This window comes from Peribacillus sp. FSL K6-1552, assembly GCF_038005205.1.
GTDB classification, from domain to species: Bacteria; Bacillota; Bacilli; order Bacillales; family DSM-1321; genus Peribacillus; species Peribacillus butanolivorans.
On sequence record NZ_JBBOST010000001.1, the window covers coordinates 4859766 to 4881665 of the forward strand.

Sequence of the window (21900 nt, forward strand, 5' to 3'; positions counted from 1 at the left end):
AATAATTATTTCCCTAAAAACATATTCATCAGAAACAGAAGGTGGTTTATTTGAATATTTCAAGCTGATCCCCCGTTAACAGTGGCTCAGCTTGAAGAAGTCCCTTTTTACGTTCCAAACCTGCAAGCTTTTTTTGTAAAATAAAGATAACGTTACTTTTTGTAATGGATTGGTTTTATTATCAAAAAGATTAGAAAATCTTTGGAATCAAATAGAAATGGTTGCAATTGATGAGCATGATCCTTAAGATCACTTGGTGAGATGCTGCCTTTTGCAAAGGATTCTTTTTGACAAGTTTCTTCTATTGTATGATGATTTTTTTAAGATTCCTTGTCATATTCCCTAACCAACTTATAAATAGTCTGATCATTTAATGAATTAAATCGGGTTATCCACTCTCTTTAACAGAACATTACAATTTTCAAACTTCGATTTTCTCCATTTCTTTCTTCCTCTTCTTTGAAACACGTTCACGGCCTGATATCCAAATCCCCAGTAAGATTACTGTCCCAAATAAACCTAGAAAAATTAACCCTTTATCATTGCCAAGCAGAAAGAACCCATTTTGAAATAGAGCTAATCAAAATAGGTTCTGTACTTACATATAAGATTGTGATTTTTATCCATCTTCTTTTAGAAGTCCCATGTGTAACTCGCGGAAAAGATACCTGGACTTCATTCGTGAAAAAATTAAAAATAATCGTTCGTGTTAACTTCATAAGCTAGCAATTTTATGGAAACTGAGAATGTATGTTTCTAGGGAGTAGATTTTGCACCAGAACCAAAATACTTTTAATTATCTTGAGATAAACCAATTGGAATACAAAGTGGCGTTTGATCAACAGGGTTCTCAATAATACAGCAATCTAGTCCAAAGACATCCTTAATCATATCTTTTGTAAACACTGTTTCAGGATGTCCCTCTTTATAGATCTTTCCCTTAACAATGCTAATTAGATGATCAGCATACTGTGCGGCTTGATTTAGATCATGTAAAACCATGACAATCGTACGCCCATAAGTTACATTTAAATCTCGTAGTAATTCTAATATTTCAATTTGGTGTGCTAAATCTAGATACGTTGTCGGTTCATCTAACAGTAAAAGATCCGTATCTTGTACCAAAGCCATTGAAATCCACGCTCTTTGCCTTTGTCCTCCAGATAGTGCATCCAATGTACGATCAGCAAAATCAGTCATTTTTGTTGCAGATAACGCACGGTCTACAATAGCATGATCTTCTGGAGTTTGTCTGGAAAATAAGCCTTTATGTGGATGCCTACCATAATAGCATAGCTCTTTAACAGTTATATCTTCAGGAGCTTCCGGAGCTTGGGGTAAAATAGCCAATTTCTTTGCAACTTCCTTGGAAGATTGATGATGAATAGCTTTTCCATCTAAATAGATCGTGCCTTGTTGCGGTATTAATAATCTAGCTAGAGACCGTAAAATAGTAGATTTGCCACAACCATTAGAACCAATGATAATACTGATCTTACCTTCAGGAATTTCTAAATCGATATTATCAAGAATTTGAGTTGTTCCATAAGAGAGAGAAAGATTCTCTGCCGATAATGTTGTCATAATCTCCCGCCTTCCTTATGTTATTTTTCGTTCACGACGTAATAGATATAAAAAATATGGCACCCCAATCACAGCTGTGATAATTCCGGCGGGTATTTCTATTGGAGGGAATAATCCTCTTCCCAGGCTATCGGCAACGAGTAGAAAGATAGAACCAAAAAGAGCTGAAGCAGGAAGTAAAACCTTGAATTTTGACCCTACCACTCTCCGGGCAATATGTGGGGCAATTAAACCAATAAATCCGATAGAACCAACCGCAGCTACGCAGACTCCGATTAAAATGACAGAAACACTTAACAATATATAACGCAGTAATTTTGATCTTTCACCGAGACCTGTAGCTATTTCGTCTCCAAGGCTCAGTACATCCATTTTAGACGTTAAGGCAATCAATACCGGGACAAGAGCAAGACATGGAAGCAAAATGAATACTTGATCCCATCCTCTTCCCCATAAACTGCCAGTCAACCACAGCAGTGTCGTATTTACATCATCCGGGAACTTGACCATGAAATACTCTATCCCAGCTTGACATATTGCCCCTAAAGCAATTCCCACCAAAGCTATTGTATTTGGTTGAGCTCCTTTTTTATAAACAAATATCATCAAAATTGCCGCCATGACCGCCGCTCCGATAAAAGCTGAAAGGGGCAGTATGATAATGGGCGATTGCGGAAATAAAACAATGACGATAACAGCTGCCAAACCGGCACCTTTTGTTACCCCAATCACATCTGGAGAAGCCAATGGATTTCGAAGGACTCCTTGCAGAATAGCTCCAGCTGTTGCCAATCCGGCCCCCACTATCACGGCAATTAAAATACGCGGTATGCGGTAGTTGTGCAGAATGAATGCCTGACTTTGCATGCCATTTCCAAGGAAATTTTGGATGATTTCTATAGGTGAGATATAAATGGCCCCTAATCCCAGGCTCACCATTGATAAAATTAGCGTCGTTACCATCAGCAGAAGGAGAATTGAATAAGGGTACACATTTGGTTTCAACACAAACTTTTGTTTTAGTTTCATTGTTTAATATTCCTGCCTCTCTTCGCTAAGTAAAGGAAGAATGGCGCACCGATTATAGCTGTTACAATTCCTACCGGCGACTCAAAAGGATAGGCGATAAACCGAGCGAGAATATCTGCATAAACTAAGAGTAAAGCGCCGAATAATGCAGAAAAAGGGATGATTCTTCGATAATCTCCCCCCACTAGTCTCCTAACAATATGAGGAATAATCAATCCAATAAAGCCCACTGGGCCTGCGACTGCCACCGAAGATCCTGCCAAGATAATTACCAATATCCCTGCTAAAATGCGGATTCGATACACCCGTTGCCCAAGTCCTTGCGCCATATTTTCTCCTAATACAAGGATAGAAACAGATCGAGAGAACAATACAGCAACAAATAGCCCGGAAAGAGACCATGGAAGAATCATGTTAACATGCGCCCATGTTTTTCCATTAATAGATCCTACTAACCAATAGAGCACATCTTTCGCTTGTTCATTAAAGATAATCATACCTTGCGTTAAAGAAGATAAAAAAAAGTGAACAGCCATTCCAGCCAATGCCAGCTTTACTTGTGTCATTCCTCCTCCCGAAGCAAAAGAATAGACTGCCATTCCTCCCACTGCTGCACCAATAAATGCAATGCAAACTAGAGAGACAGAAGAGAGGTTAGGAAAAAAAACAAAAGATGTCACAATAAAAAATGAGGCACCGGCATTAACACCAAATACTTGTGGAGAAGCTAATGAATTCCGGGTTATAGCCTGCATAAGAGCACCCGCCACCGCTAAATTAGCACCGACTAATGCTCCAACTAAAGCTCGAGGTAAACGAAGAGTCCTTATAATAGTCTGTTCTTTAGACGAGTCCACCTCAAAAAAGGACTTCAAAACCATTGCTAAATCTATATCGGCTGCTCCCACAGAAATACTTGTTATGACTCCTAAAATTAACAAAACTATTCCAGCTATAGCTGTACAATACACTTTCATTTTACTTCTAACTACAGTTTCCATTGACTATACAACACACTTCCTAACAAAATTTATAACTAATAGAAAGAGAAGTAAGAATTAGATCTCTTACTTCGCTTTTGTTCCTTTATTTTTCATCTAGCATTTTTAAAGTGTCTTTAGCAATAGCCTCCGCGGATACAACACCACGGTATCTCGTCCATAAATCTCGATCAACACTATAAACTTGTCCGTTTTTTACAGCCTTTAGGTCTTTCCAAAGAGGATTGTCCTTCCACTCATCAGTAAGTAACTTCCCCTCATTGTTCGCTAAAAATAGCACATCTGGATTAATCTCGACAAGCTGCTCTAGATTCATCTCAGCATGTGGTTGTTCTTGCTGAATAGCATTTTTCAATCCCAGACGTTCAAGCAATTCTCCATCATAAGAAGAAGAAGTATGAGCTTGGAATGAAGTATCTCGAACAACTGCAGGTAAAACCGTCATATTTGAATTAACATTAAGCTTTGATTTAAGTTCCTTAATCGTTTTTTCATGCTCACTTAACCTTTTTTCTGCGGCCTCTTCCTGATTTACTGCTTTTGCAATCGTTTTAAAAGAATCCAAGTTTTCTTGATATGTAGATTCCCGACTTTTTAAGATAACGGTAGGAGCAATCTTCTGTAAATCTTTATAGATACCTTTATGTCGCTCAGCATCTGCAATAATTAAATCCGGCTGTAAAGAACTAATAACCTCTAAATTAGGCTGTTCACGTGTTCCTACAGAAGTATAATCTATTTCTTGACCTACAAGTTTTGTAATCATATCTTTTTTGTTGTCATCTGAAATTCCAATAGGGTTTATTCCTAGAGCATTTAAAGAATCAACGAAAGATAACTCAAGTGTAACTATTTTTGTAGGAGTATTTTGAATTTCTGTTTCTCCCATTTCATGCTTAATTGTTCTTATTTCTTGATTTTTTGTTTCGGCAGAATTCTGTTTCTTCTCTGCTTCTGTCGTTTTTTGAGAGGTATTACATCCTGTTAACAACATCATAATAGTAAATAACAGGATTAATATTCCCCCTCCAAATGTTCTTACTTTATTAAATCCTCGCATTTTTTTCACCCCTTCTATCTTCTATACCTATTTAACTAATTCTCCAACGAGATAATCATAATTGAAAATGATTATCATTACTGTTGTTATGATAAAGTCAGAGATTGATACCGTCAATATTAAAAAAGTTTTGTGATTAAAAATCATTATGACCATTAAGACAACCTACATGCATTTTATCTTTTACAGTTTTAACCACTGATTCGTGAAGTAAACCGGTTAGATTATAAGAGAAAGGATTAGGCAAGGCTTGAAGTAGACCTGGAAATTCCGTAAAAAACCCTAACTAAAAGAGATAGTTAGGGTTTTTAAAGTTTACATAAGTCAGATTGATAGACACATATTATATGAGAAATAAGAGAATAGATGAACGTTATGGGAATTCCTCTACAGCAAGGGGTTCTTTCTTAAGGTAATTGAAACATTTTCTTCAAAAAGCGATACAAGCCATCTTCTCTATATGAATGCTCCGTCACTTCATCAGCTTGTTCTTTGACCAGGTCAGTGGCGTTTTTCATGGCAACGCAATGTCCGGCGAGTTTAAATAGCGGGAGGTCATTTTCGCCATCGCCTACTGCCAGGATATTTTCCGGTGCTAGCTGGAAATGCTTCAGCAGCAGTTGAACGCCTGTTGCTTTTGTGATGCCTTCCACGGTCACTTCTACATTATGATGGGTGGAGGAAGCTGTGGTAAAGGCATTGTAATGCTTGATTTTCCCCAATTCCGCTTTCCATTTTCGAATCGTATTCATTTCATTGCTGAAGAAGTAGATTTTGGCTACGCTGCTTATATCCAGTTGTTCTGACCATCTTATTTTGTCTTCCACTGCATCCTGTCTTGATAGCCATTCATTTTCATCGACTGTCTCAGGCTTTGGCATCAAACCTTGTTTAACCATATAGTCTTTATCTTTAAGTAATGCCATCCGTGTTCCATCGTTCGGATGAACTTCGTAAAAAATCTCTTCCGCTCCTGCTTTGGCGACCAATTCCTCCACAAGTTCCGTCGACAGGGCGTGTTCGACAATTTGTTTCTTTCCGATAAATACGGACATTCCATTGGCAGTCACCATTCCATCGGCTTCCATGCCGGACGGTAAAACGTCCCTCACTTCTTCCAGCGTTCTTCCTGTCGCAATGAAAATCAGCTTACCACTTTTCCTAAGTTCGCCTATGTATTGTTCCAGCGTTTCATTCACAGTATTTCTTTCGTTCAATGTCGTGCCATCCAAATCGAGCACAATTGCCTTGTTGTTCATGCAAATCACCTCAAAAATCCAAATGATGATGAAAATGCCAACAGCCCATTATCTATAAAGATCTTAGGCTGTTGGTTTCATTCATTTATTTTTGTTTCTTTACCTTATCAGTATAACAGTTCAGGATAATCCTAAAAGTTTCATGACGCTCAGGATCAAGAGACCAACCACACCGAAGTCTGAATCACCAAATGTGGTACCTTCAAACCCTACATCTCCTAAGAAGACCAAGAGAACCGCCGGCAGAAAACTAATAATGATTCCGTTGGCAAATGATCCTAGCATCGCTCCACGTCGGCCACCCGTAGCATTTCCAAATACACCGGCAGCTGCCCCGGTAAAGAAATGTGGTACGAGCCCTGGAACGATTACTTTTAATCCTATTGCCGGAAGAAGGAACATGGATAATAGTCCAGCTAAAAAACTGAATAAGAACCCGATGATCACTGCGTTTGGAGCAAATGGAAAGATGGTTGGACAATCTAACGCAGGCTTTGTATCAGGCGCCACTTTATCCGCAATCCCTTTGAAGGCAGGAACAATTTCAGCAATTAACATCCGCACCCCTGCAAGAATGATGTACACACCGGCCGCAAATGTAATGGCCTGGATGAATGAAAATACGATGAAGTTAGAACCACCGGATAGTTTCGTTTCAATATAGTCTTGACCCGCAAACAACGCAACAATCACAAAGAACAATGTCATCGTAAGTGATACAGCGACTGAAGTGTCTCTTAAAAATCCCAAAGATTTAGGAACCTTAATCTGCTCCGTCGTCTTTTCCTTATTTCCAAACCATTTTCCAACAGTAGCGGAAACAAAATACCCGATCGTCCCAAAGTGGCCGATGGCAAAATCATCGCTTCCGGTAATCTTCCGTACGTATGGTTGAAGGATAGCAGGGAACAACACCATGCATACCCCTAATATAATAGAACCGACAAGGATAAGCGGAACACCGTTAAGCCCTCCGACCGACAAGGTGACCGCAATTAAACAGGCCATAAATAATGTATGATGGCCAGTTAAAAATATATATTTAAATGGCGTGAAACGAGCTAGTAAAACATTGACAACCATACCAAATACCATAATAAGTGCAGTCGAAGTACCAAAATCACTTTGTGCTGCAGCGACAATGGCCTCGTTATTTGGTATGACGCCTTGAACATTGAACGCATGATCGAACATTTGACTGAATATATCAAGGGCGCCAACAAGTACTGTCGCTCCCGCTCCAATGATAATGAAGCCCATAACTGTTTTTAGCGTTCCGGATACAACATCCGCACTGGACTTTCGCTGTAACAGCAAGCCAATGAGAGCAAACAGCCCTACTAGTATGGAAGGTGTACCTAAGATGTCATTCATGATAAGTTCCAGCATTGCCTCTCCCCCTCTTCATTCTGTTTTTTATTATAGATGTGACGCTAATTTCGATGTGATTTCAGGAATGCTCATCATGTTTTCCAGGGTAACAATCGTACGGGTCCCATCATCAAGCTGACCTACAATATCCGCTGCTCCAAGGAAAATATCCGCCTGTACCGTTTTTGCGGATGTTAGATCTGTATGATCTACCTCCGCCGTTTTTCCCATTTCCGTTAATGCCTTTTTCACATTCATCTCCATAATGAAACTGCTGCCTAATCCGTTCCCACACACTACCATGATTTTCTTCATATCAATCTCTCCTTTTTTTATCCTAAATGCGACTCTAATTTAGATTTGATTTCAGGAATGCTCATCATATTTTCAAGCGTAACGATTGTTCGGGTTCCATCATCTAGCTGGCCTACAATATCCGCTGCTCCAAGGAAAATATCCGCTTGCACTGTTTTTGCAGATGTAAGGTCTGTATGATCTACCTCAGCTGTTTTTCCCATTTCCGTTAATGCCTTTTTCACATTCATTTCCATTATGAAACTGCTGCCTAATCCGTTTCCGCACACTACCATGATTTTCATTCCGCTTCCTCCTTTGAATATTTATGAACATACTCCATAAGCACAGACTTATCTGCAGTCTGTAAAATCTCCTCAATATTAGCTGGTTCATTCAATAATTGAGTGAGCTGAATTAATGCCCGTAAATGCGAATCGTTATCTACAGCCGCCAATACAATAATCAGCCGGACCGGTTTATTTGGCGCAAAGTCCACAGGTTCATCCAATTTCAACAGACTCATGGATAAAGAGCGAACTCCCTGCTCCGGACGCGCATGAGGTATGGCCACTCCAGGCGTGATGACCACATATGGGCCATTCGTTTCTATAGCCTCAATCATGGCTTCCACATATCGATCTTCGACAGTTCCTAAATCTACGAGTGGCTGGGCTGCGACTTGAATGGCTTCTTTCCAATTTGAAACATGCGACTGTAATTGAATCGTTTGTATGTTGAGTAATTCTTCTAACACAGGCTTATCTGCCTCCTTTAAAGAAAATTGGGTTACTTTTGGTGTGTGATTATACACATTTGATTGAAGTGCCTTTTCAAGCTGATCCGGTTCATGAATGGTTGCATACTTGGAAATGACTTTTAATAATGCTGCAACATCTACATTGTCCGTCGTATACCCATACAATTCCTGCATGACTTGCTGACGCAGCTTATGTTTGTCCTGCATTTCTAATATAGGCGGTACAACAAATAAAGTTGCTTTTGTTCTCATATGCACCGTTGAAAAAACAAGATCGTACGACAGTCGATAATCAGCGGCATTTCGAACAGACAGAACATCCAAAAATAAAATATCCGGAAACAATTCTCTCAATGTATAAATGAGAATATTGCTGATTCCTATACCATTAGGGCATACAACAATCGCTCTTTTTCGATCATCCAATGTTGTCCCTTGCTTGCGCAGCCATCCGCCAAAATAAATAGTAAAGTATGCTATTTCTTCTTCAGATACTGAACGGCCAATCTCTTTTTCTAATAACCATAGAGATTTTTTGGTCAGATGATGCAGTTCAGGATAGACCTTCTGCACCCGTTCTGTCATCAGATTCATTTGTGGGAGCCCATATTTTAGACGATGATAAGCCGGTTTAAAATGAACGTACAATTGTTGGCATAGCTGTTCTTTATCATGTAAATGAACAAAAGCCAATCTCTCAAACTCTTCCACAATCTCCTGCAAAAGATGTTGAATGACTTCATCATCCTTAAGAGGGGAAATATCCTTCGTTCTATTCATACTTAGTAAATGTAAGGTTGCGTATAAATTTTCCGTTTCGCTCCATACTGATTGAAAAGCATCGGTTTTGGTCATTTCCTCAACCATTTTATATTCTTCAGTTGTAACAAAAGGCGCCCAGCTCTGATCAGATTGTAATTCTTCTCCTTTTCCAATGAGCTGATCTGTACATAAAAACAAATATGTCAGTTCATGAAGCCGCTCATCCGTAAAGGTAATGCCCAATTTACGCTCGAATCTTTCAAGCTGTATCCGGATTGAGCTTATTTGTTTTTCTTGATTTCCCCATATGCACTCCAAGATCAATTCACTATTTGGGCTGTTCAGTACATCATGTACGAGATGTTCGATGCTATATCTCTTTAATCGACTTTCACCCTTCATCACGTAACCATCTTGTTTGGAATACTGGATCTTAAGCGCTATGTTCCTGTTTTTCTCCTTAAGCCGCTTTAAATCTTTCAACACAGTATTTCGAGAAAGCCCTGTGATCGATTGGAAATGATAGACGGATAATTCTTCCTGGCTTAATAAAATCATGAGGTAAAAAACTTTTTCTCTATCTGTCTCTGAAAATATATAATTGCGTTTTGTCAGTTTTACGTTCAATTCTTCATCTCTGATATTTCCAGAAAAGGAATAGCCTGTTTCACGATTATATTGAATGGGCTGATATCCTTGAAATTGGAGCCAGTCATTCGCTTTATTCAGGCCATATTGTATTTGCCTTCTTGTCAGACCGGTTTGTGCTTCAAGTTCTTTCATTTTTGAAATGGGCGAATGCTGTAATAGTTTTAGTAAATTGGCACTTCTTTCATCTAAAAACATTCTCTTATCCCTCTCCCTGCTTCTACGATATCTTACTTCTTATTGAAAATGAATCGTTTCTAAGTCCGATTGTTGTCACATGGACTGCACAACAATATACTCTATAAACATTTGTGCACAATACCGCATTCACTTGTTTAAGATTTTTTCGTTCATGTACGTATGTAGGTTTAATAAATATGACGTATATTTTTTTCTTTCCCTTCACTAGACTACTATAGGATTATTCTATGGAATTCATTTAGCCTGTTACCATTACTTTTTATAATGATGTTTTTCCAGAAGATATAAAAGGGTTCTTTGTTTACCTGGACCTTATAAATAAAAGAATTAAATGTAAGCTTGAAGATCATACATTTCTTAATATTAAATTTACCAAGCATACCACGATATGCGTATATATTTGAATCCAAATTGACAATATGTATACGATTGTATACAATAATAAGCATAACGATATGTATACAATCGTATACACAGGAAGGGGTTTTATAATGAAAAATGAAAAATTCAAGGATTTCAAGAGAGAGGGACATCACCGTGGTGAGCATCACAAAGGAAAAGAGCATGGTTCACACCATCGTGGTCCAAAAACGTTTCGCCGCGGAAGGGCAATTGCTTTTTTAGAAATGATGAATCTTAAACGTTCAACCATCAAGGAGCAATTAGATAAACCAGAGTTTCAATCCATAAACCAAATCTTAGTCGGTGAATTGAAAGCCATTGATATGTTAATCAACGAATTTATTCAATTATTTGAAATACAAGAAAGTGAGACAGCCGATAAGAAAAATGAAGAAATGGAAACTTCCAATAATGATGAGAAAGGAATTGAAATGAATGAAACAAATTAACAGTTATATCGATTCATTGTTTTATACCCAAGATGCTCTTTTGGAAGAAGTCATTACGACCATACAAGAAAATGGAATGCCGTCCATATCGGTATCTCCCTCATCTGGAAAACTTCTTACCATGCTTATATCCATTTCAGGAGCTAAAAATGTTTTGGAAATAGGAGCTCTTGGGGGCTATAGCGGAATTTGCCTTGCCAGGGGATTCGGCAGCGAAGGAAAATTAACCTCCCTTGAATTAAAGGAGTCATACGCAAAGTTAGCTTATGCCAATCTATCCAAAGCTGGCTTTGGCGATCAAGTATCATATATGACCGGAGCAGCTTTGCAAAGCCTTGAAAAACTCGTTGGTGATAACAAGCGATTTGATTTTTTCTTTATAGATGCTGACAAGGACAATTATGAAAATTACCTGCAATATTGCATTAGACTGGCGGAACCGGGTGCTTTAATCGTCATGGATAACGTACTTGTGGGAGGCAGTGTGGCGGATCAGGATGCTGAACCTAAACATTATACTGCATTTATGAAGACATTCAATGAAACTGTGGCCAATCATCCTCAATTAGAATCCCTGCTGATTCCAATCGGTGATGGGCTGACCATTTCAAAAGTAATCGATCAAACTCACGAGTAAAACAGCTAAATTTACGAGTGAATTGCTCAAACTCACGAGTAAAACTGCTAAATTTACGAGTGAATTGCTCAAACTCACGAGTAAAACAGCCAAACTCACGAGTAAACAGCTCAAACTCACGAGTAAAACTGCTAAATTCACGAGTAAAGTGCGAACTCTGAGCAAAACAGCTAAATTTACGAGTAAATTGCTCAAACTCACGAGTAAAACAGCCAAATTCACGAGTAAAGTGCGAACTCTGAGCAAAACAGCTAAATTTACGAGTAAATTGCTCAAACTCACGAGTAAAACTGCTAAATTTACGAGTAAATTGCTCAAACTCACGAGTAAAACTGCTAAATTCACGAGTAAACAGCTCAAACTCACGAGTAAAACAGCCAAATTCACGAGTAAACAGCTCAAACTCACGAGTAAACAGCTAAATTCACGAGTAAATTGCTCAAACTCAGAATTTATCGCTCTAACTCGAGTTTATCGCACTAACTCCCGAGGATTTCGATCAATCTCTCGAGGTCATGCAGAAAAAATAAAATGAATTTCTATAATCTTGAATGAAAATGATAATTATTATCAATAATATAAATAAAGAAGGGTAACCAGTATGATGGTTACCCCCGATGATTTAAATTTCTGGATCAAATGTTTTGCAATCAGTTTCTTCGCTATTAGATGCTTGTTTCCCTTTATTACTAACTACATAAATAGCATCTGCACTACATTTGTTTCCAGAATCCCAAAATTTACAATTATTCACTTCACATAGAACATCTTTTGCCATAGTATCACACCTCCTCATCTGCTATCATTAACAAAGTTGGGGTTATTGATACTTCCTTTTTCAGGCTCAAGTTCCTTCACTTTAAAATAAATGTCATGAATCGGTAAATAAAAGCTTTTTAACCGATTAACAAAGGACTTTTTTCTCGTTAAACTGTTTAGATATTTTAGACATTAGGTCGTTTTTTTCTGTTCACAATATTCTTTTGAAGTTGATTGGATATAAATGAATCTGCCCGGATTCTTTAACATTATGCTGACTTTTCCAAAAGTTCGGCTTGTGGGATTTTCCAAAGCTCCCGCCATTTTTTCAAGGCTGAAATAAGAATGACTAATCCTAGGCATAACATGGTGATAGATAATACACCATTTAAGATACTAAATCCTGCAGATTCTGGATTTAAGTATACGTTTCTTACCATCCAGTACCCCGCTACATTAACCGTTACATATAAGTAGGCAAGAGGTACGAGGCATGTCCATATATACCAACGTTTGTCTGCAATTTTTAAGACGACAGTCGCACCGATGATGAGTCCAATCGAGGCCATAAGCTGATTTGATACACCAAAGAGTGCCCAAATTGAACCAATGTCACCAGAGTAGAGAAGATAGCCCCAAATAAAGCAGGCTAACGCACTGGCGAAGATGTTACCCGGTAACCAGTCGACTTTCTTTAATGGTTTATAAAACTCTCCGAAGAAGTCCTGGATTAAGTAACGGGCAACACGTGTCCCAGAGTCGATTGCGGTTAGTATGAAGACCGCCTCGAACATGATGACGAATTGGAAGAAAAATGAAGCCAGCTTGTCAAAGAAGGGAATTTCGGTAAAAATATAGGTCATCCCAACAGCAAGTGTAACTGCCCCACCTGTTCTTCCCTCAAGATTAATGCCAATTTCCTCACTAAGTTCGTTAAGATGTACGGTTTCCATGCCTAATGTTTGAAATACTTCAGGTGAGGAGTTAATGGCAAAATAATCGCCTGGTTGTAACGAAACTGCAGCAATCAATGCCATAATGGCAACTACACATTCTACAAGCATCGCACCGAAACCAACGGATTTTATATCACTCCAGCGATTTAACATTTTTGGAGTTGTGCCTGATCCAACAAATGCATGGAATCCTGAAATGGCACCACAGGCAATGGTTATTGAAATAAATGGCCAAACCGGACCGGCGACAATCGGACCTCCGCCATTAATGAATTCCGTAACCGCAGGAAATTGTATCTCTGGATTTACCACGAAAACGCCGATTATCAATGCGGCAAACACACCAATTTTCATAAATGTACTCAAGTAATCACGCGGTGCGAGCAGCAGCCAAACCGGTAATGCGGCCGCGAAGAAAGCATAGATTGGTAGAATAATAGCAAGTGTGCTTGCTTCTAGTGTCAATAATTCCCCAAGTGCTGTACCTTGAATGTTAGGCCCAAGTAAAATCCCGGCCATAATGAGCCCGAACCCGACAATGGTGGCACCTTTTAGATTGCCAGTTTTTTTATGGTAAATCCCAACACCCATTGCGATAGGAATTGTAATCCCAACAGCAAAGGTCCCCCATGGGTTATTTTCTAAAGCATGCAGAACGACCATTGAAAGTCCTGCCATCGTAATAGTAATGATAAAAAGCATCGCTAGTCCTGTACAGAAGCCTGCTACAGGTCCAAGTTCTTCTTTCGCTACTTCCGATAGGGATTTACCGTCTTTACGCATGGACGCAAAAAGCACCACGGCATCATGGACGGCTCCCCCGATTACAGCTCCGATTAAAAGCCATAATAAACTTGGCAAATAGCCGAATTGTGCAGCCAAGATGGGACCCACAAGTGGACCAGCAGCTGCAATGGCTGCAAAATGATGGCCAAATGCCACCCATTTATTTGTTGGTACATAATCTTTTCCATCTTCTAATTTATGAGCCGGAGTCGGCTTAGAATCATCGAGCTTTAACACTTTGAGTGCTATGAATGTCCCGTATAAACGGTAGGCAATCATTAAAATACAAATGGAGCCTATGACGATTGGAACCGCATTCATTTTTGAACCCCCTCTATTTCTTACATCGTAAAATGATGATATCACAATGAAAGCGGATTCAAATGATTTTCAAGTTATAATGCAAATAATGAGGGATGGGTTGCAAAATAAAGAAGTTAAAATGCAGAATTGTTAAAATATTAAAAACCAATAAGCTGCTTTAACTCTTTCACATATGTGCGACTTACTGGAATGTTTGATCCATCACTCATAATGAGGTTATAAGTCGAGTTGAACCAAGGTTGTATTTCTAATATATGGACAATATTTACAATGAAACTGCGATGCACGCGTAAAAAAGAGCGATTGTCGAGCTTCCTTTCAAGCACAATGAGAGGGTCACCTATTTTATATTCATTATCTCCGGTATTAATGATTGTCTTTCCTTCTATGAATCCTAAAAATATAATGTTGTCCCGATCAATCAAGACAATCCGATCATCTATTACAACAGCCAGTTTACTTGTTTGTTCAACCGCGGTTCGATTATCAGGAGATTTTATCCTAGATTCGTCTTCCCCGATCTTATGGAGTTTCATAATTTTATCCAAAGTTTGACGAATTCTTTTTTCATTAAATGGCTTTAATAGATAATCAAAAGCATATAATTCAAAGGCTTGAAGGGCAAACTCGTCATAAGCCGTCGCAAAAATAATCGAAGGCGCAGGGTCAAGTTCTACTAATTGTTTAGCCAATAGTAAACCATTTCCCTCCGCAAGCTCAATATCCAAAAAGACAAGATCAGGATTCAATCGAGGGATATCCCTCATGGCTTCTTCTATCCCATCAGCCTCGCCCACAACTTCAACCTGTCTGCTTCTCTTCAGAAGATATTTCAATTCATCTCTTGCCAATGGTTCATCTTCTACGATAAATGCTTTCATCATCGTTGACATATACTCCTTTTTCGTTAAGTGGTATTGATATTTTCACTTGTGTTCCATGACCAGTTTCACTTTCAATAGAGAGGCTGGCATGACCATTATATATACCTTCTAGCCGTTCACTGATATTATAAAGGGCGGTTCCTGTTCCTTTATTCGATTTTACAGCATGTTTACCTAATTCATCTAATTTCTCGCTTGAGATCCCTTTCCCGTTATCTTCCACAACAATACACATCATTTCGTTTTTAAAATATACATGAATGATAATTTCACCATTGTTCTTCACATGTGGAAAGGCATGGTGTATCGCATTTTCAACAAGTGGCTGTAACGTAAATGGAGGCAATAGAACTTCTTTAAGACTTGGCTCAATTCGATACACGATATGATATTTATTTGGAAATCGGGCCTGCTCTAGTGATAAATAAGCGTTGACATGCTCTAATTCTTTTTCAAGCGGAATTAGAATTTGACGAGCGCCTTGTAAATTGCTACGAAAAAAGGCACTTAGCTCCAACAATAAATTTCTTGCTTTCTCCACATCAGTCCGGCATAAAACAGATATCGTGTTGATCGCATTAAACAAAAAATGAGGGTGGACTTGGGCCTGTAAAGCCTTGATTTCAGCATCTTTTAATAATTTCGTTTGCATTTCCGCTTCGGCTAGTTCCAATTGTGTGGAAAATAGTTTCGCCAATCCCTCAGCTAACTCTTGTTCTACTTGGCTTAATTTATCGGGATGCTTGAAATACATCTTCAAAGTTCCGACCGTTTTCTGTTGGACTTGCAATGGCAGGACTACGGCAGCTTGCAATGGACAAAGTTCATGGAAACAATAAATATCCTTTCTTGTTTTAGCTATAATAATTTTGCCTTGTTCAAGGGCTTTTCTCGTTAAGCCTGTAGCTATTCCCTCCTTTGGGACATGGTGATCAGAAGCAGCACCCACATGAGCAAGGACACTATGTTCATTGGTTATGGCCACAGCGTCGGCTTCAGTCAGCCCCAAAATGATTTGTGCTATTTTCTTACAGGAAGTTTGATTTAATCCTTGTCGGAAATAAGGCAATGTCTGATCAGCAATCAAAAACGCAAGGTTCGTTTGTACAGCCCGCGTCCGTGCTTCATCCCTCATAGTGGATTGAATGATGAGCATAAATAGCAAAGTGCCAAACCCGTTGATAATAATCATAGGGAGTCCGATTACTTCTACGAGCTCCCACGCCCTTTCAAATGGTTTAGCGGTTAATAGTATAATGACCATTTGAATCGCTTCTAAGGCCATACAAATAGGAAGAGCAAACCAGGGAGTGATCATCCCATACTTTCGGCGCCTTTTACCCAAAAACCCCGATAAGACTCCAGCCAAAATTGCTGCTATCGCACAAGCCCCCGCTGTAAAACCTCCAAGAGAATAGCGGTGCAACCCAGCAATCAAACCGACACCTAAACCAACAAATGGTCCCCCTAGCAAACCACCGATCGCTACTCCCATGATCCGCGTATTCGCAATAGCGTTATCGGGAGCTATCTCAGTATGCCAAACACTTTCTGGTATTACATGATTCCCAATTTCGACTCCTGTATAGTTACTTATAATTCCGAATGCCCCAAAAAGTGCTATGAGCATGATTTTCTTTGACATTTGATGTTCATGACCAATCATTTGTCGAAAGGGTTTCATATAAGAAAGCAGGAATGCAGCTATCACAATAATCCCTACTTTTTCAATAAGCGACGGTAATAAATGAACCAAATCATTCACCCTTTTCATGGTTTTTTCATTCATCTTACAATTGCTAAGAAATCATTGTCGAATCTGGTTTTACGTTAGCTACTTAATAGTCATAGGGACTCCCCCAGACCAGTTATTCCTCGGGCACACGCGATTCCTAACTTCCTAACTACGTGCATACATAAAACTCCTGCTAGTATTTTTGGAATGGAAAAGACGATTTTACCTAATCCAAGGGGAAAATCGTCTGTTTGCTATTATTTCTTGCATGTTCGGGACAGGCCCAAGTTTCTGCGATTCATTCTATGTAAAGAGATATGATGCTCCCAGACCTTCATTTTGGCTCAGGAATGGTTCCAAGCTTTTGCTTAAATCTGTTTAACCGTACATTCATGATGAGCTTCAATTGTTTGTAAGAAGCTTTGCATGGAGTTTGTCAAATAAGCATCTTTACGGTGAATGAAGACAGTTGAAATATTGCCGTACTCTTCTGGAATTGCATGAACATGCACATTTTCATTGGCTGCAAGGTGATTTACCGCTGATTGTGGTACGAGGGTAATGCCAAGGCCGAGTGTTACACTGGTTAAGATGGTCTCTAATACATTGAACTCCATAATCCTTTTAGGCATCACTTCTTCTTCTTTCAACCATTGTTCTAGTTTAGAGCGATATCCACACCCCTGACTGAATACTAAAATTGGTTCTGTTAAAAATTCTTCAAGGTTTAATGTTCCATTTCTTGTAACTAAAACAAGTTTTTCTGTACAAACATCGTATTGCTGAATGAGTGGATGTTTAATCGGTCCTGTAACAAATGCGCCATCTAGCCTATGATCAATAACATCTTTAATTAAATCCTCTGTTAACCCAGCCTTTATGGATAAATCGACATTTGGATACTGTTTATGATAAGAGGCTAGAATCTTAGGAAGACCGCTGACCGTTTCAACTGTACCGATGTTCAATATTCCTGTAGGTGTTTCACTATCCAGGAAAACTTGCTTGAGTTCTTCCATATCAAGCAAAATTTTATTTACATACTCTAGCATTTTTCGGGCCTCTGCAGTTAAAGACATACCACGTTTATGCCTATTGAATAAAGGCGTCCGTAACTCATGCTCCAGATGCTTAATCCTCGCCGTTACATTGGATTGGACGTAATTCAACTCAACAGCTGCCTTACTTATGCTTCCATATTTAGCGACACACTGGAATATTTGCAAATCCCTCATTTCCATATAAGTGACCCCCCTTTCCAAAATATCATTAATAATGATGGTTATATTCATTTTAAGTCATTTTACATGATAATGACTTTATCATAAGGTGTGTATAGGAATTTAATCAATCATTATTTTTTTGAGGGGAAGCTTTTAATGAAGAAAAATCAAGTTTTAATCGGTGCACTTTTATGTTTGACAGCCAGTATTTCTTGGGGAGCCATGTTTCCAGTTGCAGAAAGGGCACTAAGGTATATTGATCCTATTTATTTCTCTTTTCTGCGATATTTAGCTGTTAGCATAATTTTAGGGATATTGCTTTTAATTAAAGAGGGAAAGAAGTCTTTTTGCTTGGAAGGTAAAGGAAAGAATTTATTGTTTTTTGGAACGATGGCGTTTACAGTATACAATTTTCTCATTTTCTCAGGTCAAGACTTACTGGGCCATAACGGGGTAATTGTTGCTTCCATCATGGAATCATTAATGCCTATGATTTCAATTATGATAATGTGGGTTTTCAAAAATGCAAGACCCATGAAATATACCATCGCCAGTATGCTCCTTGCCTTAATAGGGGCCATTCTTGTTATTACCAATGGAAACTTATCATTCCTATTTTTATTGAAAGACAGCATCATTCCTATCCTTTTCATTCTTATTGGGGTTATAGGATGGGTTATATATACGATGGGTGGCAACCAGTTTAGTGGATGGTCAACACTCCGCTATTCGACTTTAACGTGCATTTTAGGAACATCTGTATCAGGAATCATAACATTCTTTGCAACTGTACTGGGCCTGTCCGTCCCTACAGCAGAGGTTATTGAATCCATTTATGGTGAGATGATTTTTATGATTATTTTCCCCGGTGCCATAGCACTATTAAGCTGGAATTTAGGTATTAAACTTTTAACTCCCATTAATGGAATTCTATTTATCAATTTAGTTCCGATAACCACGTTAGTCATTGTTTTTATCCAAGGGGGATCACTTACATCATTCGAATTACTGGGAACTTTTTTAGTGATATATGCATTGATTCAAAACAATTATTATCAAAGAAAAAACTTGCCTTCCCAAGTTGAATTGAATCCAAGGAAAGTAAAAAGAATCGCTTAATTATAAAGGTACAAAACATCAATTGGGAGGACAACAATGGATTACTTGACGCTTATGATAATCTTTGGATTAGCTGTACTATGGGAATTGGCAACGATTAATAAGAATGTGAAAAAAATGAATAAGCAAAATGCAGAATTAATTAATCTATATAATGATAGAAGTAAAAGAATTCAGTAATAATCAAAAATAGACTTTTGGCAGTGCCTGTAAGCAAAAGTACACGAATAATATGCAAAAAAGCCTATCATTTAGAGGCTTTTTTGCACTTTGGTTAAATATAAAATGGTTTATTTACTGTTTCATGATCGTACTATTCACCAAGTTTCTTCCGTATATCCGCAGCTACAATCTTTAACGCCTTTTTTGATCCTCTTTCAAGGTCCCGCTTCAATTTCCTTTCTTCATAACTTACAAATAAAGAATTCAAGTCATAGCCTTCAGGATATAAATCGATGGCTTTTATTTCAAGCTCCATTCTATTAACGAGAACCTCTATGAATGTATCTTCGAAAAGCACAACTACATTATTGTAAGAATCCATTTTTTTATATACAATGCCATAACCATTCAGTTCAGTTAACTTTACCTTGTCTCCAACTTCAAATTCATACAATGCTTCCTTTGGAACCGCCGCTTTTTTCGGTTTTTTAATTTTACCTTCTTGGACACGTTCCAAGTCATAGTCTTTAGTGTCGATATACAGCTTAGCCTTTTGCAAAACCTTTTCACGCACATCCATTTTTTTCGCTATCCAAAGGGCATTACTTTCCCCGGATTGACCGATCAAAAGCTTATACTTTGGCTCTAGTGTTTCACTATTGAACTGCATGGCCGCATTCATAAAATCACTGTGTATTTCCGAATAGCGTTTGATTTCACCATAATGGGTTGTTGCAACTGTTATGCAGCCCATTTGATAAAATTCCTCGAGTATTGCAATAGCTAGAGCTGCGCCTTCATTCGGTTCCGTCCCGCTCCCTATTTCATCGAATAACAGCAATGAATTATTGGTTAATGTCCCCATGATTTCTGAGATGTTTTTCATATGCGATGAAAAAGTACTGAGTGCATTTTCAATACTTTGGTTATCGCCAATATCGACAAATACTTGATCAAAGACTGCCAGTTCCGTCCCCTCTTTTCCGGCAACATGAAACCCTGACATAACAGCCAATGTAAGGATACCGATTGTTTTCAGGACCACTGTTTTACCACCGGCATTAGGTCCTGTAATAATTAGACTGCGATAGTCCTTACCAATCTCGAAATCCAAAGGTACACTATTTTGGGGCAAAAGAGGATGTTTACAACCTTTTAACTGTATATAACCATGATTATTGATTTTCGGTTCAATGGCATCCATGCTTTTACTGAACTTTGCTTTTGCAAAAATCATATCGTATTGACTGATTAGTTCTATATTTATTTTTATTGGTTTCAGTTCCTCGCTAATCGTGCCGGTTAGTGTTGCTAAAAGTTGATACACTTCCATCGATTCTTCAGCTTTTAAACTAGCTAGTTCTACATTTAATTTGGTCACAGATGCTGGTTCAATGAACACTGTTGCCCCTTTAGATGATACTTCCACGATTGTTCCAGCCACCTGATTTTTATAAGAAGCTTTAATCGGGATCGTAAAGCGATCATCTTTTTTACTGATAAAAAACTCCTGAATGAATTCTTTGTTCGCTCCACTCTTTAAAAATTTATTTAAGCGTTCCTCTATTTTACTTTCTGTCTTAACTATTTGGTTTCGAATGCGCTTCAAATCCTTGCTCGCTTCGGAAACAACCATATTTCCTTTTATAATGAATTGAATATCTTCTTCAATACTCCTGAATTCAGTCATGGAGTGAGCATAGGCATGCAATGTGGGTGCGAAGAATTCTTTATCGTTCATAAACTTCTTAATATTCCTGCAGCCTCTTAAGAAATCTGCTATTGCAACTAACTCTGATGGTTCTAAAATCATTCCTTTTTCTAGCTTTTCAATTTGGTATCCAACATTAGATATGCCTTTTAAGGGAATATGGTTTTCAGCATTCAGTAAATTCCTCGCCTCAGTCGTCTCGTTTAAACGAATTTTAACCACATTCAGCTGAGTACTTGGCTGAAGTCGATCCAACAACGCTTTTCCTAAACCACTTACGCAATGGTTTTTTACCATTTCTTTCAGTTCTATAAATTGTAATTTTTCATATGTCATCTTATTCATTATGATTACCTCCTTGAATGAGTGAGAGATTTAAAATCCTCGATTCCAAAAAAATGCCCGCAAAAGTCCTCCTACCTTTACAAATGAACAGGCTGCATTGACAGCCATTCATTTGAGTAGAAAGCTCCTGCGGGCATCGGCCTTATAGATAATAAGGACCTTTATCGATAACAAAATCGGCAGATCAAATAGACCTACTTACAACGAAAAAGCATGGCAGGACAAATCCCACCATGCTTTTCGTCGTAACACCTTTATGTTACACGATTATGGAAAAGGAAGCAGTCTTAAGGTAGGTATTTACAGTGCATATTTACACTGTAAAAAAAGGCACACTTAATGCACTGATAAACCAGTGATTAAAAAACCTTATTCAACTAAATTAGTTGATACCTACTCCCGACATAAAACACCACACCTTTTCTTAGATTGGAAAAAT

The 21900-nt window shown here is 38.3% G+C and carries 19 protein-coding genes; 4 read left to right on the plus strand and 15 right to left on the minus strand.

Going from position 1 to position 21900, the window contains the following annotated elements:
* Window positions 1–792: 792 nt before the first annotated feature.
* The 9 genes from NST21_RS23320 to NST21_RS23360 all read right to left on the minus strand — a co-directional run bounded on the left by NST21_RS23320 (window position 793) and on the right by NST21_RS23360 (window position 9966).
* On the minus strand, window positions 793–1584 hold the full coding sequence (locus tag NST21_RS23320; protein ID WP_057214114.1) for an ABC transporter ATP-binding protein: 792 nt from the start codon (window positions 1582–1584) through the stop codon (window positions 793–795).
* Window positions 1585–1599: 15 nt separating this feature from the next.
* Entirely contained in the window at window positions 1600–2613 is a 1014-nt protein-coding gene (locus NST21_RS23325) for a FecCD family ABC transporter permease (RefSeq protein ID WP_340891559.1), read from the minus strand.
* Entirely contained in the window at window positions 2610–3614 is a 1005-nt protein-coding gene (locus tag NST21_RS23330; protein WP_340891560.1) for a FecCD family ABC transporter permease, read from the minus strand. Before NST21_RS23330 ends, NST21_RS23325 begins: the two co-directional genes overlap by 4 nt.
* Window positions 3615–3699: 85 nt before the next feature.
* The gene (locus tag NST21_RS23335) at window positions 3700–4674 is read right to left on the minus strand and encodes an ABC transporter substrate-binding protein (RefSeq protein WP_445670606.1); all 975 of its coding nucleotides are present in this window, start codon (window positions 4672–4674) and stop codon (window positions 3700–3702) included.
* 407 nt (window positions 4675–5081) lie between these two features.
* Window positions 5082–5933 carry an HAD family hydrolase gene (locus NST21_RS23340; protein ID WP_340891562.1) on the minus strand — a complete coding sequence of 284 codons (852 nt, stop codon included), beginning with the start codon at window positions 5931–5933 and terminating at the stop codon, window positions 5082–5084.
* Window positions 5934–6053: 120 nt separating this feature from the next.
* The gene (locus NST21_RS23345; protein ID WP_340891565.1) at window positions 6054–7322 is read right to left on the minus strand and encodes a PTS ascorbate transporter subunit IIC; all 1269 of its coding nucleotides are present in this window, start codon (window positions 7320–7322) and stop codon (window positions 6054–6056) included.
* A 30-nt stretch (window positions 7323–7352) separates the two neighbouring features.
* Window positions 7353–7619 carry a PTS sugar transporter subunit IIB gene (locus NST21_RS23350; protein WP_053347686.1) on the minus strand — a complete coding sequence of 89 codons (267 nt, stop codon included), beginning with the start codon at window positions 7617–7619 and terminating at the stop codon, window positions 7353–7355.
* Window positions 7620–7636: 17 nt separating this feature from the next.
* Entirely contained in the window at window positions 7637–7903 is a 267-nt protein-coding gene (locus NST21_RS23355) for a PTS sugar transporter subunit IIB (protein WP_056520029.1), read from the minus strand.
* Entirely contained in the window at window positions 7900–9966 is a 2067-nt protein-coding gene (locus NST21_RS23360; protein WP_340891566.1) for a BglG family transcription antiterminator, read from the minus strand. Before NST21_RS23360 ends, NST21_RS23355 begins: the two co-directional genes overlap by 4 nt.
* A gap of 494 nt (window positions 9967–10460) precedes the next feature.
* Between NST21_RS23360 and NST21_RS23365 the strand changes: the two genes are divergently transcribed.
* Window positions 10461–10820 (plus strand): hypothetical protein, encoded by a 360-nt coding sequence (locus NST21_RS23365; protein ID WP_340891567.1) that lies wholly within the window; start codon window positions 10461–10463, stop codon window positions 10818–10820.
* Window positions 10807–11457, plus strand: coding sequence for an O-methyltransferase (locus tag NST21_RS23370; RefSeq protein WP_056520039.1), 651 nt, complete (start codon window positions 10807–10809; stop codon window positions 11455–11457). The genes NST21_RS23365 and NST21_RS23370 overlap by 14 nt, the downstream gene beginning before the upstream one ends.
* 622 nt (window positions 11458–12079) lie before the next feature.
* On the opposite strand, the gene NST21_RS23375 is transcribed toward NST21_RS23370, so the two are convergent.
* The 5 genes from NST21_RS23375 to NST21_RS23395 form a co-directional block, all read right to left on the minus strand.
* Window positions 12080–12235 carry a DUF1540 domain-containing protein gene (locus NST21_RS23375; RefSeq protein ID WP_082527361.1) on the minus strand — a complete coding sequence of 52 codons (156 nt, stop codon included), beginning with the start codon at window positions 12233–12235 and terminating at the stop codon, window positions 12080–12082.
* Window positions 12236–12485: 250 nt separating this feature from the next.
* Complete coding sequence (gene cstA, locus NST21_RS23380; RefSeq protein WP_340891570.1) at window positions 12486–14279, minus strand: carbon starvation protein CstA; 1794 nt, start codon at window positions 14277–14279, stop codon at window positions 12486–12488.
* Window positions 14280–14419: 140 nt separating this feature from the next.
* Window positions 14420–15166, minus strand: coding sequence for a LytR/AlgR family response regulator transcription factor (locus tag NST21_RS23385; protein ID WP_252430840.1), 747 nt, complete (start codon window positions 15164–15166; stop codon window positions 14420–14422).
* Window positions 15138–16922: a sensor histidine kinase gene (locus tag NST21_RS23390; protein ID WP_340891571.1), complete on the minus strand. Its 1785-nt coding sequence runs from the start codon at window positions 16920–16922 to the stop codon at window positions 15138–15140. The genes NST21_RS23385 and NST21_RS23390 overlap by 29 nt, the downstream gene beginning before the upstream one ends.
* A gap of 347 nt (window positions 16923–17269) precedes the next feature.
* Window positions 17270–18142: a LysR family transcriptional regulator gene (locus tag NST21_RS23395; RefSeq protein WP_340891572.1), complete on the minus strand. Its 873-nt coding sequence runs from the start codon at window positions 18140–18142 to the stop codon at window positions 17270–17272.
* 138 nt (window positions 18143–18280) lie between these two features.
* On the opposite strand from NST21_RS23395, the gene NST21_RS23400 reads away from it, so the two are divergent.
* Both NST21_RS23400 and NST21_RS23405 read left to right on the plus strand, forming a co-directional pair.
* Window positions 18281–19243 carry a DMT family transporter gene (locus NST21_RS23400; RefSeq protein WP_340891573.1) on the plus strand — a complete coding sequence of 321 codons (963 nt, stop codon included), beginning with the start codon at window positions 18281–18283 and terminating at the stop codon, window positions 19241–19243.
* Window positions 19244–19279: 36 nt separating this feature from the next.
* Window positions 19280–19423, plus strand: a complete 144-nt coding sequence (locus NST21_RS23405) for a YrzO family protein (RefSeq protein WP_116821008.1) — start codon at window positions 19280–19282, stop codon at window positions 19421–19423.
* Between the two features lie 133 nt (window positions 19424–19556).
* Here NST21_RS23405 and NST21_RS23410 read toward each other — a convergent pair whose 3' ends face one another.
* On the minus strand, window positions 19557–21461 hold the full coding sequence (locus NST21_RS23410; RefSeq protein ID WP_340891576.1) for an endonuclease MutS2: 1905 nt from the start codon (window positions 21459–21461) through the stop codon (window positions 19557–19559).
* Window positions 21462–21900 lie beyond the last annotated feature (439 nt).